This window comes from Pseudonocardia sp. (assembly GCF_025465255.1).
Taxonomy (GTDB): domain Bacteria; phylum Actinomycetota; class Actinomycetes; order Mycobacteriales; family Pseudonocardiaceae; genus Pseudonocardia.
The window spans coordinates 16,022-29,474 of record NZ_JAODNI010000017.1 but is presented as its reverse complement, the minus strand read 5'-3'; the positions used below and the strand labels follow the sequence as shown (position 1 = coordinate 29,474).

The 13,453-nt window shown below is 71.6% G+C and carries 15 protein-coding genes; 12 read left to right on the top strand and 3 right to left on the bottom strand.

All coding sequences use genetic code 11. From position 1 onward, the window contains the following. Positions 1-849, bottom strand: an 849-nt coding sequence (locus JWP64_RS01745; protein ID WP_297491434.1) for a 4-hydroxyphenylacetate 3-hydroxylase N-terminal domain-containing protein, incomplete at its 3' end; no start/stop codon positions are given. 171 nt (positions 850-1,020) lie between these two features. Between JWP64_RS01745 and JWP64_RS01740 the strand changes: the two genes are divergently transcribed. From JWP64_RS01740 to JWP64_RS01730, 3 genes are read left to right on the top strand one after another with little or no spacing between them, the layout of a single operon-like run. Continuing rightward, positions 1,021-2,292, top strand: a complete 1,272-nt coding sequence (locus tag JWP64_RS01740) for an LLM class flavin-dependent oxidoreductase (protein WP_297491431.1) — start codon at positions 1,021-1,023, stop codon at positions 2,290-2,292. Between the two features lie 48 nt (positions 2,293-2,340). Further along, complete coding sequence (locus JWP64_RS01735; RefSeq protein ID WP_297491428.1) at positions 2,341-3,432, top strand: LLM class flavin-dependent oxidoreductase; 1,092 nt, start codon at positions 2,341-2,343, stop codon at positions 3,430-3,432. 10 nt (positions 3,433-3,442) lie between these two features. Then, positions 3,443-4,288 (top strand): LLM class flavin-dependent oxidoreductase, encoded by an 846-nt coding sequence (locus JWP64_RS01730; RefSeq protein WP_297491425.1) that lies wholly within the window; start codon positions 3,443-3,445, stop codon positions 4,286-4,288. Between the two features lie 11 nt (positions 4,289-4,299). On the opposite strand, the gene JWP64_RS01725 is transcribed toward JWP64_RS01730, so the two are convergent. Continuing rightward, positions 4,300-5,043 carry a GntR family transcriptional regulator gene (locus JWP64_RS01725; protein WP_297491423.1) on the bottom strand — a complete coding sequence of 248 codons (744 nt, stop codon included), beginning with the start codon at positions 5,041-5,043 and terminating at the stop codon, positions 4,300-4,302. Between the two features lie 152 nt (positions 5,044-5,195). Between JWP64_RS01725 and JWP64_RS01720 the strand changes: the two genes are divergently transcribed. The 5 genes from JWP64_RS01720 (at position 5,196) to JWP64_RS01700 (ending at position 9,032) form a co-directional block, all read left to right on the top strand. Further along, a complete protein-coding gene (locus JWP64_RS01720; RefSeq protein WP_297491421.1) occupies positions 5,196-6,149 on the top strand; it encodes a 3-carboxyethylcatechol 2,3-dioxygenase in 954 nt (317 codons plus the stop codon). Between the two features lie 37 nt (positions 6,150-6,186). Then, positions 6,187-6,801, top strand: a complete 615-nt coding sequence (locus JWP64_RS01715; protein WP_297491417.1) for a cysteine hydrolase — start codon at positions 6,187-6,189, stop codon at positions 6,799-6,801. Beyond that, positions 6,798-7,658 (top strand): alpha/beta fold hydrolase, encoded by an 861-nt coding sequence (locus JWP64_RS01710; protein ID WP_297491414.1) that lies wholly within the window; start codon positions 6,798-6,800, stop codon positions 7,656-7,658. The genes JWP64_RS01715 and JWP64_RS01710 overlap by 4 nt, the downstream gene beginning before the upstream one ends. Then, a complete protein-coding gene (locus tag JWP64_RS01705) occupies positions 7,658-7,939 on the top strand; it encodes a YciI family protein (RefSeq protein ID WP_297491411.1) in 282 nt (93 codons plus the stop codon). Before JWP64_RS01710 ends, JWP64_RS01705 begins: the two co-directional genes overlap by 1 nt. A 775-nt stretch (positions 7,940-8,714) precedes the next feature. Continuing rightward, entirely contained in the window at positions 8,715-9,032 is a 318-nt protein-coding gene (locus JWP64_RS01700) for a hypothetical protein (protein ID WP_297491408.1), read from the top strand. Between the two features lie 9 nt (positions 9,033-9,041). On the opposite strand, the gene JWP64_RS01695 is transcribed toward JWP64_RS01700, so the two are convergent. Then, a complete protein-coding gene (locus JWP64_RS01695; protein ID WP_297491405.1) occupies positions 9,042-9,938 on the bottom strand; it encodes a LysR family transcriptional regulator in 897 nt (298 codons plus the stop codon). Between the two features lie 137 nt (positions 9,939-10,075). On the opposite strand from JWP64_RS01695, the gene JWP64_RS01690 reads away from it, so the two are divergent. From JWP64_RS01690 to JWP64_RS31310, 4 genes are all read left to right on the top strand, one after another. Next, positions 10,076-11,326, top strand: a complete 1,251-nt coding sequence (locus JWP64_RS01690; protein WP_297491402.1) for an alpha/beta hydrolase — start codon at positions 10,076-10,078, stop codon at positions 11,324-11,326. An 83-nt stretch (positions 11,327-11,409) separates the two neighbouring features. Continuing rightward, a complete protein-coding gene (locus JWP64_RS01685) occupies positions 11,410-12,792 on the top strand; it encodes an MFS transporter (protein WP_297491399.1) in 1,383 nt (460 codons plus the stop codon). A gap of 19 nt (positions 12,793-12,811) precedes the next feature. Further along, on the top strand, positions 12,812-13,210 hold the full coding sequence (locus tag JWP64_RS01680) for a cupin domain-containing protein (protein WP_297491396.1): 399 nt from the start codon (positions 12,812-12,814) through the stop codon (positions 13,208-13,210). Continuing rightward, entirely contained in the window at positions 13,185-13,427 is a 243-nt protein-coding gene (locus JWP64_RS31310) for an MBL fold metallo-hydrolase (protein ID WP_366889212.1), read from the top strand. The genes JWP64_RS01680 and JWP64_RS31310 overlap by 26 nt, the downstream gene beginning before the upstream one ends. Positions 13,428-13,453 lie beyond the last annotated feature (26 nt).

Here is a 13,453-nt window from a genome sequence, read left to right as displayed (position 1 = left end):
GTAGAGGGCGTTGGCCAGTTCCACGTCGCCGTGCAGGAACACCCGGTCCCACGGCACCAGCACGTCGTCGAACACGACGAGGCAGTCCGCCTCCTCGAAGTGCGAGGACAGCGGGTGGTCGAACGGGTGCCGGGTGCCGTCGTCGAAGGGGGCGCGGGAGATCAGCCGCAGGCCCGGGGTGTCGATCGGGATCGCGAAGCAGGCGGCGTGGCGCTCGTCGCCGGGGCGCAGGCCGGGCAGGCTGTAGATGATCAGCTCGTCGGCCATCGGGGCGAGCGTCGCCAGCATCCGGGCGCCGCGGACGACCAGTCCCTCGTCGGTCTCGGACACCACGCCCATGTGCAGGAACTGCTCCTGCTGCTCCGACGCGCCCTTCGAGCGGTCGGTCTGCGGGGTGATCAGCGCGTGGGTGAGGAACAGGTCGTTGTCGCGGACGTAGGAGTAGTAGCGCGCGATGTTGTCGGCGTACCGCTGCCCGAGCCTGGCGAACACGCCGGGGGACTCGGTGAACGCCATCAGCGTGGTGTTCAGGAAGTCCGGCGAGCGGCCCATCAGGCCCAGCGTCGGTTCGGCCCACGCCCGGTACGCGGCCCGCCTCGCGGCCAGGTCCTCCGGGGTGCGGCACGGCAGGAACGCGCGTCCGACCCGGGCCCCGTCGGGACCCGGCGCGGTGAGCACCGGGGCGAGCTCGGGATCGTGCTGCAGGTCGTAGAGCCGGGCGATCTGCTCGATCGGCCGACGAAGGGCGGGATGGGTGGTGACGTCGTCGACGCGCGCACCCCGCAGCCACACCTCGCGGGGGTGCTTCTGCAGGTTCTCGACGTACTGCGCACCGGTACGGACGGGCATCGACGGTCCCTTCTCAGGCCGGAGCAACTGAAATGCTAGCGTGCTTGTTGACCGTAACCCCCGTCACACGACCGGGCAAGCACGTCCTTGACAGTGACTCAGGCCACGTGGTGCATGCAAGCATTCTAGGAGGCCAACGGCGGCCTCGTAGGCGTCGAAAGGTGTCCGGGAATGCGGTTGGGAACCTTCCTGCTGCCCAGTGCAGCGGCGACTCCGGAGCAGTACCGGCAGGGTTACGCGGGGGCGAACCCGAACTTCTACCAACGCGCGCTCTTCGAGAACGCCGCTGTGCTGCGCCAGCTCGACGACCTCGGCTTCGACTTCGCGGCCTTCTCCGAGCACCACTTCCATCTCGAGGGCCTCGAGATGTCGAACAACCCGATCCTGCTCGGCGCGTGGGCCGCGGGGATCACGAAGAAGCTGCGCATCGGGCAGATGGCGACCGTGCTGCCGGCCCGCAACCCGATCCTGGTGGCCGAGGACCTCGCGATGCTCGATCATTTCAGCGGTGGCCGGATGCTCGCCGGGTTCGCCCGCGGCTACCAGAGCCGCCACGTCACCACGATCGGTCAGAAGAACGGCGCCGTCGCGACGTACGCGACCGACCCGCAGTACGCCGAGCACGACGCGGTCAACCGCGAGCTGTTCGAGGAGGCCTACCAGGTCGTGCGCGGCCTCTGGGCGAACCGCGAGTTCGCCTACCAGGGCAAGCACTGGCAGGTCCCGCCGCCCGGGATCACCTGGGACCACCCGGGGACCCGCGAAATGGCGCCGTCCACCGTGGGCGCCGACGGCACCGTGGAGAAGATCGGCATCGCCCCGAACACGCTGCAGGACCCGGCCTCGATCGAGCTGATGGTGCCCTTCACGCTCAGCCCCAACACCATTCGCTGGGCGGCGCGGGAGGGTGGCTGGCCGATCATCTTCAGCCCGATCGAGGAGACGGTGAAGGCCTGCCTCGATGCTTACCACGAGGAGGCGAAGCTGCGGGACCCGTCGATCGGCTGGGGTCAGAACGTCGGGCACTTCCGCGAGGTCGTCGTGGCCGACACCGACGAGGAGGCCATGGCGATCGGCGAGGACGCCCTGGGCTTCATCTGGCCGGCCTGGCACGACCACTTCGGGTTCAACGAGGCCCTGCGCTACCCGGGCGAGGAGGGGCCGATCCCGAACAACTACCGGACCATGGTCGACCGCGGGTACTCGATCACCGGCTCGGTCGACACCGTGGCCCGCAAGCTCGAGAAGACCATCGAGATGTTCGGCATCGAGCTGCTCGTGCTGTGGATGGGCATCGGCCCCGCGCCCGTCGACAAGATGCTGCGCAGCAACGAGCTGCTGGTCGAGAAGGTCCTGCCGAAGATCGGCATCAAGCTCGACCGGTTCGAGCCGACCTTGCGCCCGGAGTTCGCCTCGCCGAGGTGGACCGACCCCACCCGCTGACCCCGTTCGTCCGAGCCAGGCCTTTCGTCGAGTGCAAGGGAGCATTCCGTGGTCAAGAGCTGGATCTTCGACATCTTCAACTATCCGCACTCGCCGGACCCGGCCGACTTCGACCCGCAGAAGTGTCAGGAGCTCTACGACTGGCACTTCGAGTCGTGGCTCAAGGCCGACGAGCAAGGTTACGACGGGATCTTCTTCAGCGAGCACCACTTCACCGCCTACAACGTCAGCCCGTCGCCGAACCTGCTGGTGGCCACGATCGCGCGGCTGACGCGGAACATGCGGCTCGGGGTGATGGCCAACATCATCCCGTTCCACGACCCGCGCCGACTCGCCGAGGAGGCGGCGATGCTCGACTACCTCACCGGTGGCCGGCTCGAGGTCGGCATGGGCCGGGGCGTCGACGAGCAGGAGTTCCTCCGCCAGGGCATCGCGATGGAGGAGACCCGGCCGCGCTTCGAGGAGGGCATGGAGCTCATCCACACCGCGTGGCAGAACCCGACGTTCACCCACCACGGCCGGTTCTGGGACTACGAGGACGTCAGCATCTGGCCGCGCCCGATCCAGCAGCCCAACCCGCCGGTCTGGATCACGGCCCTGAGCCCCGCGACCGTCGAGTGGGCGGGCCGCAAGGGCTACAAGATGGGCCACACGTTCCTGCCGATCGGCGAGACGAAGGACATGTTCGACCGCTACCGCAAGTCCGCGGCCGATGCCGGTAACTCGACGAGCGCGGACCAGCTCGCGGTGATGCGCAACATCTTCGTCGCGGACTCCGACGAGCAGGCGCGGGACATCGCGGAGCCGGCGCTGGATCACCTCTTCGCGCTGTTCAAGGAGCACGCGATCTTCGACGACCTGGACGACGTGCCGGCGGGCTACGAGTACTACTCGTCGTTCTTCCGGCCCTTCACCTCCGGGCCGATCAGCTGGGAGGGCCTGCAGCAGGCGGGCATCGTCTGTGTCGGCTCACCGGAGACGGTGCGCGACCAATTGGTCGCCCAGGCCGAGACCCTGCAGTGCGGCAACATCATCTTCTGGGGCTCGTTCGGCACCCTGACCAGGGAGCAGACGCTGCGCTCCTACGAGCTCTACAGCCGGGACGTCATCCCCGCGCTGAAGTCGCTCGGCCTCGACTGATCGGGCGCCGATGCGCGTCGGGGTGGGGCTGCCCGCCGCCGTCCCGGGAGCGGGACCAGAGCAGATCCTCGGCTGGGCCCGGCGGGCGGAGGCCGCCGGGTTCTCCAGCCTCGCCGCGCTGGACCGGGTCGTCTACGCCAACCACGAGCCGTTGCTCACGCTGGCCGCCGCGGCGGCCGTCACCGAGCGGATCGCCCTGGCCACCCACGTGCTGCTGGGTGCGACCCGGGAGCCGGCCCTGTTGGCCAAGCAGGCGGCCACCCTCCACGCGCTGTCCGGGGGGCGGTTCACCCTCGGGCTGGGGGTGGGCGTCCGCCCGGCGGACTACACGGCGACCGGGACGGCGTTCGCCGGCCGGGGACGGCGGCTCGAGGACGTCGTCGACGCCCTGCGGCGCACGTGGGCGTCGGCGGGACCGGCCGGGACCATCGGGCCGGTGTCACCCGGTGGCCGGCCGGGCCTCGTCCTGGGTGGCCGCTCGCCCCGGGCGCTGGACCGCGCGGGCCGGATCGGCGACGGCTGGGTCGCCGGGAGCACCGCGTTCTTCGCCGAGGGAGCGGCCGTGGTGCGCGAGGCATGGCGGCGGCACGACCGCGACGGGGACCCGCGGCTGCTGGCGGTGGGGTACGTCGCGCTCGGCGTGGACGGCCCCACGCAGGCGCAGCAGTACCTGCCGGAGTACTACGGGGTGACCGCGGAGGCCGCCACGAGCCTGGCGTCCACCGCGCTGACCAGCCCGCGGGCGGTACGGGACGCCGTGCGGCAGCTGGCGGGGGAGGGCTGCGACGAGCTGGTCCTCTATCCGTGCGGCGCCGATGCGGACCAGGTCGGCCTGCTCGCCGACGCGCTCCGGTGAGGCCGCGACGCTCAGGGCTCGACGCCGTCGCCGGACCGGGCCGCCGGCTCCCAGATGATCTCGAGCGTGCTGACGATGTGGGCCTCGGTCTCCTTGCGGGCCGCCGCACCGTCGCGGACGCGCAGCGCCTCGAGGATCCGCTCGTGGTCGGCATGGCGCTGCTCGAGCGCGTGCGACAACGGGGTGAGGACGCCGTTGGTGTTGATCAGGAAATCGCTCAGGTCCCACATCCGCTGAACGATGGCGGCCATGACCGGGGACCCGGCCATCTCGTGCACGACGCCGTGGAAGGCGCGGTTGTGGGCCCGGTACCCGCGGCTGCGCTCGACCGGATCGTCGACCGAGCGCAGGGCGTCGATCCGGCCCTCGACGGCGGCGAGCCGGTCGAGCTGGGCGTCCGTCCGGCGGCCGGCCGCGATCTCGGTGAGGGTGCCCTCCATCGCGCCGAAGAGCCGGAAGAAGTCCTCGACCTCCTGGTGCGGGTAGCTGCACACCTGGCAGCCGACCTGCGGGATGATCTCCACGAGACCCTCTCCGGAGAGCCGGCGCAGCGCTTCCATGACCGGTTGCTTGCTGACTCCGAACTCGGTCTTGAGCGCCTCGACCTGCAACCGTTCGCCCGCGGCGAAGGCACCCTCGAGCAGCCGCTCCTTGATCTGCGCGTAGACCAGCGAGCCGAGGCCTCGCGCGTTCGGCCGACGGCCCGGGCCGAATCCCGAACCGGGCCAGCTGCCCTCGTCGCCGTTCATGGCCATCCTCGCAGCTTATCGGGGCCGGCAGGGGCCGGCCGCCGGAGCGGCCCGCCGCACCGGCCACGTCCGCGTCGTCCCCGCAACGGACCTTGTCCGCGGCCGTCCGCGCACCCTAGAATCCGTTGGAACGCTAGAATGCTAGCAGGGAGTCAACGATGACGCTTGCGCTGTGCACGACGTCGCACACCCCGCTGATGGGCAAGGCCGACCCGGGCGCGGACGTCTCCGCCCGGGTCGCGGCCGCGTTCGACGAGGCACGTGCCTTCATCCGTGACTACGACCCCGAACTCGTCGTCCTCTTCGGACCGGACCACTACAACGGCTTCTTCTACGAAGTCATGCCACCGTTCTGCATCGCCGCGGACGCCGAGTCCGTCGGCGACTACGGGCTGCCGAAGGGCCCGCTGCCGGTCGACGCGGAGGCCGCCCGCCAGATCGCCGCGCAGGTACTGGCCGACGGGCTGGACATCGCGGTGTCCGAGCGCATGCAGGTCGACCACGGGTTCTCCCAGCCGCTGCAGCTGCTCTTCGGTGCGATCGACGCCGTCCCGGTCGTCCCGGTCTTCCTCAACTGCGTCGCCGAGCCCCTGGGCCCGGTGGCCAGGGCGCGGCTGCTGGGCGCCGCGGTCGGCCGGGCCGCGGCGACGCTCGACCGGCGCGTGCTGGTGATGGGCTCCGGCGGCCTGTCGCACGATCCGCCGGTGCCTCAGCTGCAAGGCGCCGCGCCGGAGGTGAGCGAACGGCTGATCTCCGGGCGCAACCCGACGCCGGAGGAGCGCGCGGTGCGGGAGTCGCGGGTCGTCGGCGCGATCGCCGCCTTCGCCGCCGGTGAGTCGGACCTGATGCCGCTCAACCCGCAGTGGGACGCCGAGCTGATGGCCCTGCTCGCCTCGGGCGATCTCGAACGCCTCGACGGCCGGCCCAACGACTGGTTCGTTGAGCATGCCGGCCACTCCTCGCACGAGGTGCGCACCTGGATCGCCGCCTACGCCGCGCTCGGTACGGCGGGCGACTACCGCGTCGAGACCTCCTTCTACGAGGCGATCCCCGAGTGGATCGCCGGGTTCGGGCTCACCACCGCCCGCACCGCCCGCACCGCCCCTGCCTGACACCCCGACCCCGAGACCCCGATCCCGAGGAGCCGTCATGGAGCTCGACCCCCGCCGGACCGCGTTCATCGCGGTGCATTACCAGAACGACGTGATCACGCAGGAGGGCGCGTTCGGCGCGTTCTTCGCCGAGCAGGCCACCGCGGCCGGCGTCGTCCCGACCACGAAGACGCTGCAGGAGGCCGCCCGCGCGGCTGGCTCGACGGTGGTCTTCACCCGGGTCGCGTTCCAGCCCGGCTACGGCGACCTCGTGGGCAACTTCCCGCTGCTCGCCATGGTGGGCCAGCAGGGATGCCTGGTCGACGGCACGTCGGCGGCGGCGATCGTCGACGAGCTGTCGCCGCAGGACGGCGACATCGTGGTGACCCATCAGCGGGTCAGCGGGTTCGTCGGCAGCGAGCTGGACACCGTCCTGCGCGGCCGCGGCGTCGACACCGTCGTGATCACCGGGGTCGCCACCAACATGTCCGTCGAGAGCACCGCGCGCAGTGCCGGCGACCTCGGCTACCGCACGATCGTCGTCTCCGACGCGTGCAGCGCCGCCGCGCCCGAGGTGCACGAGGCGTCCCTGGCCAGCCTCGGCATGCTCGGCGAGGTCATCACCGCCGCCGACGTGCTGGCCGCGCTGAAGGCCGAGGTGAGGGCCGCATGAGCCGGCCGTCCATCTGGTCCGCGCTGGCCGGGCTCGAGTTCACGGTCCGCTACGTGCAGGTCGGGGAGTGGCGCACGCGGGTGCTGGAGGCGGGCGAGGGCGAAGCGCTCGTGCTCATGCACGGCACCGGTGGCCACATCGAGGCCTACGCGCACAACCTCGTGCCGCTCTCGCAGCACTTCCGCGTGATCGCCTACGAGTACCCGGGCCACGGGTGGACCACCCACACCACCCGCGACCTCGAGCTCCCCGACTACGTCGAGCACCTCGACGGCCTGCTCGACGCGCTGGACGTCGAGCGCGCGCACCTGTCGGGGGAGTCCCTCGGCGGCTGGCTCGCGCTCAAGTACGCGGCCGCGCATCCGGAACGCGTGGGCCGGGTGCTGCTCAACACCCCCGGCGGCACGATGGCCACCCCCGAGGTGATGGAGCGGATCCGCAGCCTGTCGCAGGCCGCGGCCGACGACCCGAGCCACGAGCGGATCCAGGCCCGGCTGGAGTGGCTGATGGCCGACCCGTCCTCGGTCACCGAGGAGCTCGTCGACATCCGGCGCACGATCTACGCCCGGCCCGGTTTCGCCGAGTCGATGCGGCACCTGCTGTGCCTGCAGGACCCGGAGATCCGGGCGCGCAACCTCGTCACCGACGAGGAACTCGCCGCCGTCGCCGGTCCGGCGATGGTGGTCTGGACCAGCGACGACCCGTCGGGCCCCGCGGCCGCCGGCATGGCGATGGCGGAGAAGATGCCGGACGCCCGGTTCGAGGTGATCAAGGACGCGGGCCACTGGCCGCAGTGGGAGCAGCACGAGGTCTTCAACGCCCTCGCCGTGGACTTCCTGACCGGGAAGCGGGACTGATGGCGCTGTTCGCGGTGGTCTGGCGCTACACCGACGACACGGCACTGCTCGACGAGGTCCGTCCTCTGCACCGGGAGTACCTGGGCGAGCTGGTGCGACAGGGCGTCGTCCGACAGGCCGGGCCGTTCGGGGACGGCTCCGGCGGGCTGCTCGTCTACGACGTCGCGGACGAGCAGGAGCTGCGGAAACGGATCGACGAGGACCCGTACAGCCTGCGCGGGGTCATCGTGGAGAGCCGGTCGTGGCCGTGGACGCCGGTGTTCGGGCCGCTGACGGCCTGACCCGGACATCCCTCGCGAGCCGGTGGCCGAGCGCGACCAACAGGGTGAGGACCACCAGGGCGGGGACGAACTCCCAGCCTCCAACCCGAAGGCCACGGCGGCGTTGAACGAGGCGTGTTGCAGGCCGACCGAGCAGGCTGCCGCCGGTGCCCAGGTAGTGGACGCCGATCAGGTAGCGCAGGAACGGCGCTGCCACGACCAGCAGCCCGGGGTTCAGCAGGGCGTCGGGCCACGTCCAGCCGGGGCGCGAAGCCGAGCGGGATGTGGATGGCGACGAACAGTGGCGCGGTGAGCAACGCGCTGCGCAGGAGGCCGTGGCGATCGAGCAGCCGGGACTGCAGGAAGCCGGTCCAGACCGTCTGCTCCCACAGGTCGTAGGCCAGCGCACCGATGACGACGGTCTGGATCAGGTAGCCGCTCCCGACCTCGAACCAGCTGTCCGGGGCGGCCGGTGTCCCGGTCGCCGCGGCGACGGCGATGGTCGCCATCGGCATGCCGAGCAGCAGCAGCGCGTAGCGCCACCGACGACGTTAGGAAGGCGCGATCGCCCGGACCAGCCTGCTGGTACCACCGGGACCCTCACGATCAGTGGTGTGCCGGCACCCGCCTCCGGGCGTGAGCCGGCTGCGGACAGGATGGGAGGTAACGCCCCCGTCGCGGGTGGGCTGGCCCCCGTCGCGGAGTAGGGACAGCGGGCTGGCCCGGTGACGGCGAGGTCGTGCAGGCTTCCGGGCAGCCGAAACGTCGGTTTTCCTCACGAGAGCAGGCCACCGACATGACCGTCCTCCACCTCGCCACAGCGGGCCGCACCCGCGGCGCCCTGCCCCTCGACGCGTACCGGGACGAGCGGGCGGGGACACCGCGCGACGAGGCGGCCGGTATCGCGCGCTCGGTCCACAACAGCACCGCCCCGCTGCTGGCCGCGCTGGAGGGCGCCGTCTCCGCGGCGGCCGCCGACGGTGCCAACGACACCGGCGCCCGCCGGGTCGCGGACGCGCTCCGCGACGCGCGTATCGCCCTCGACCTCGCCGTCCTCGCCGCCGGCCGTGCCCTCGCCGACCGCGAGGTGCACCTCCGGCCGGCGAGCGGCTGAACGCCGGGCCTACCCCGTCGAGACGGGCTTCGCGTTGCCGGCGATCAGGTTCCACATCTCCTGACCGGCGTCGGACACGGCCCCGTTCGGCCGCGTCGCCGCGGCCACCGTCCAGACGAGCGAGGCGTTGTCGATCGGCACCAGCGCGATGGGGACCCGGGTGGCGATGGCGAGCGGACGGGGCACGACCGCGAGGCCGAGGCCGTGCGCGACGAGCTCGAGGAGCGAGCCGATCTCGTTGCACGTGACGCGCACGTTCCGGGGGATCCCCGCGGTGACGAAGGCATGGTCGGTGACCTGACGGGCGGCGAGGGCGGGGTCGAAGTCCACGAAGGTCTCGTCGGCGAGCGCACGCAGCTCGACGGAGTCCCGGCCCGCAAGGCGGTGCCCGAGCGGGCAGGCCAGGACCATGGGGTACGTCGCGAGCGGAGTGAGCTTCACGTTGTGGGGCGGCTCGAGCGGCATCGTGACGAACGCCAGCTCGAGGCGGTTGCCGACGAGGTCCGCGAAGAGCTGCAGCGGCATCCCCACGGTCACCGCGACGTCGACGTCCGGGTTCTGGGCGGTGAACCGGCTGATCAGGGCCGCGAGGTCCAGGCCCGCGAAGGACGGGATCGAGCCGACGTAGAGGGTGCTCTTGGTGACCCCGGGCCCCCCGCGGATCCGCGACTCGACCGCTTCCAGCGTCGCCAGGGCGCGGCGGGCGCCGGCGTAGAGCTCCCGGCCCGCGTCGGTGAGCTCCGCGCGCTTGCGGCTGCGGACGAAGAGATCGGCGCCGAGCTGCTGTTCCAGGGTGCGGATCGAGGACGACAGACCCGGCTGCGAGATCCGAAGGTGCTCGGCCGCGGCGGTGAAGGTCCCGACGTCCGCCACCGCGAGGAAATGCCGCAGCTGACGAGTCTCCATCCATAACTCCTTCTTATGCTCAACCGAGGATAACTGTATTGGACATCTCTGATCTATGTGAAGCATCCTCTCCCCACGCAGGGCCGCACCGGTGGGACGCCGGATCCGGCGCGCTTGAATCGGTGAAGGAGAAGGACATGGGGATCAGCCCGGAGGCTCCGGAGAGCCTGGACCTGGACGGACTGCTCGTCGGGCTGCCGCCGGCGGGCGCGTGGACGTGCCTGGTCGAGATCGACGACGTCGCGTTCGGCCTGCGCTGCGACGGCGCCGCGACGACCGTCGTGCCGGTCACGGGCATCAACGACAGCTGGGACTTCGAGTTCGCCGTCGGTGCGGCGGACTGGTCCGCGTTCTGCAGCGTGCCCCGGCCGCGCGGGTACACCACGGCCCAGGCCATGGTCGCCACCTCGCGAGCCCGGCCCGTCCGCGGCGACCGTGCGGTGTGGGCCCGGGCCGCGGTCGTCGTCGACCGCGTGCTGGACGCGCTTCGCGCCGCGGCGACGACGGTGCCCGAGCCGGCCCTCAACCCGGAACCGCCGGCGAGCCCTCCGGGCCTGAGCCCGATCGTCGGCAGGTACCTCACCCTGGAGGTCGACGGGGCCCGGCAGCGCCTCTACTACGAGTCGGCGGGTACCGGTCCCGCGCTGGTCTGTCTGCACACCGCGGGAGCGGACTCGCGGCAGTTCCGCTACCTCCTCGAAGACCCCGAGCTGACCGCGCGGTGGACCGTGATCGCCTTCGACATGCCGTGGCACGGCCGCTCCGAGCCACCCACCGGGTGGCAGGAGGAGACATACCGGCTGACGACGGACACCTATGCGGCGACCGTGCTCGCCGTCGTCGACGCGCTCGGGCTCGAGCGTCCGGTCCTCGCCGGCTGCTCCATGGGCGGGGCGATCGCGCTGTACCTGGCGAGCACCCGCGGCGACCGGTTCACCGGGGTGTGCGCGTTGGAGGGCGGCCTCGGCAACCCCTCCCGGTTCGTCGAGTGGACCAACCGTGGCGACGTCGACCACTCGCGGTTCCTGACCAGCTGGGTCGGGGGCCTCATCGCGCCCACCAGCCCGGCCGGCCCGGCCGCGCAGACGCTCTGGGGATACGCCCAGTCGGGCCCCGGGGTCTACCAGGGGGACACGTACTTCTACTCCCAGGACCTCCCGCGCCACACCGAGGCGCTGCGGCCGGCGGGCTGCCCGCTGTACGTGTTCAGCGGCGAGTACGACTACTCGGCCACCACCGAGATGAGCCGCGAGGCCGCGACACGCCTCGGCGGGCACCTCGTCGAGATGCCGGGCAAGGGGCACTTCCCGATGTCGGAGGACCCGGTGAGCTTCGCCGAGCACCTCTACCCCGTGCTCGACCTCCTGCACGACAAGTACGAGCGCTGACCGAACCTCACGGCCGCCGGTCGGGCGCGAGCCCGGACCCGGTGCCGACGGACACGGAACATCCCAGAGAAGTGGTGAACCGCATGACCCACGATCCCCACGCCACGGCCCTGCCGCCCTTGGAACCGGACCCACGACGCCGCCTCGTGGCCGCGGGCATCGGCAACTTCATGGAGTGGTTCGACTTTGCCGTCTACGGGTTCTTCGCCGTGGCGATCGGCGCGAACTTCTTCCCCAGCTCCAACCCGACCTCGTCGCTGCTCTCGACGCTCGCGGTGTACGGCGTGGCGTTCCTGATGCGACCGGTCGGCGGGTTCGTGATCGGCGCCATCGGCGATCGGCGCGGCCGCCGCTTCGCCCTGATGCTCTCGGTCGTCCTGATGGGCGTCGCGACGGCGCTCATCGCCGTGTTGCCGACCTACGCGATGGTCGGGGTGACGGCCCCGATCCTGCTGGTCCTGCTGCGTTGTGCACAGGGGTTCTCCGCCGGTGGCGAGTGGACGGGCTCGGCGGCGTTCCTCGTCGAGAACGCCCCGCCGCACCGGCGCGGGCTCACCGCGAGCATCGTGCCCACGACCGCCGCACTCGCGGTGGCGGCCGGCGCGGCGGCCGCACTCGTCATCCAGAGCACCGTCTCTCCCGCCGACATCACCAGCTGGGGCTGGCGGGTGCCGTTCCTGGCGGCCTTCCCGCTGACCCTCATCGGCCTCTACATGCGCATGAAGCTCGAGGACACGAAGGTCTTCCGGGACCTCGAGGCGCAGGGCGCGGTGGTCGAGTCGCCGATCCGGGCGGTCGGGCGATCCGGCGGCAGGAGCGTCGCGATCTCCTTCGCCCTCTCGGCGATCACGGTTCTGGGCTTCTACTACATCGCGACCTACGTCACGACCTTCCTGACCACGACGGCGGGCATGCCGCGGCTGTCCGCGCTGGTCGTGGTGGCCGTCGGCGCGGTGATCTACGCGGCCCTCTGCCCGGTGATGGGCGCGCTCTCCGACCGCGTCGGCCGCCGCCCGGTCTCGCTCGCCGGAGGAGCGGGACTGGCGCTGTTCTCCATCCCGGCGTTCCTGCTGATGGCGACCGGCGATCCCGTGGTGGCGGTCCTCGGCGTGGTGCTGTTCGGCCTGTTCGAGGCGATGCACAACAGCACGACCACGGTCATGCTCATCGAACTGTTCCCGGCCAGCACCCGGTCGACCGGCAGCGCCATCGGCTACAACCTCGGCGCGGCGGTCGTCGCCGGTCCCGGCCCGCTGATCGCGGCCGCCCTGGCCGCGGCCGGCGTGGGCGTCGGCCTGCCGGCCGCCTACATCGCCGCGGTCGCCCTGGTCTGCACCGTCATCCTCTGGTTCGTCCTGCCGGAGACCCGGTGGCGTGACCTCGGCCCGGCCCCCCGCCCGGACCTCACCCTGGCCTCGCCGAGCACCGTCGGCGAGCCGGCCGTCCGGCCCACCACCAGCGCCTGACCGAACCAGGGAGATCACCGTGCATCTCATCCGAGCGCGTGCCGGCCGGCCGTCGGCGCAGCGCACCGACACCTTCACCGGCACCGTCTGGGGGGACCCCGTCTCCGCGGCCGGGGACGACCCGGTGGCGAACACCGTGGTGTTCGCCCCGGGAGCCCGCACCTACTGGCACCGCCACGAGGGTGGACAGCTCATCCTCGCGACCGCCGGAACGGGCTTCGTCGTCCGCGAGGACGGCCACGGCGGCGCGCTCCACTCCGGACAGAGCGTCTGGACGCCCGGCGGCGAGGTCCACTGGCACGGAGCCGGTCAGGACAGCCTGCTCACGCACACGGCGTTCTCGTTCGGACCGACCGAGTGGCTCCACGAGGTCAGCGACGAGGACTACGAGCGTGGGGTGCGCGAGTCCTCGTGGTGAACGTCGGCGGCCCGCTGCCCGACGGCGCTGCCGATCGAAAGGAGAGACAGGGACGAGGAGACCTACCGACGATCTCGGCCCTGAACCGGACGACGTGATCCTCACGCACCTGCACTACGACCACGCCGGCAACCTCGGCCTGTTCGACCACCGATCCGGCTCAGCTCCTCCACGCCTACGCCCGTCGCCTCCCGGGACCCGTCGACTCCCCGGATGACATCGTCCCTGGTCACGACCCGCTGG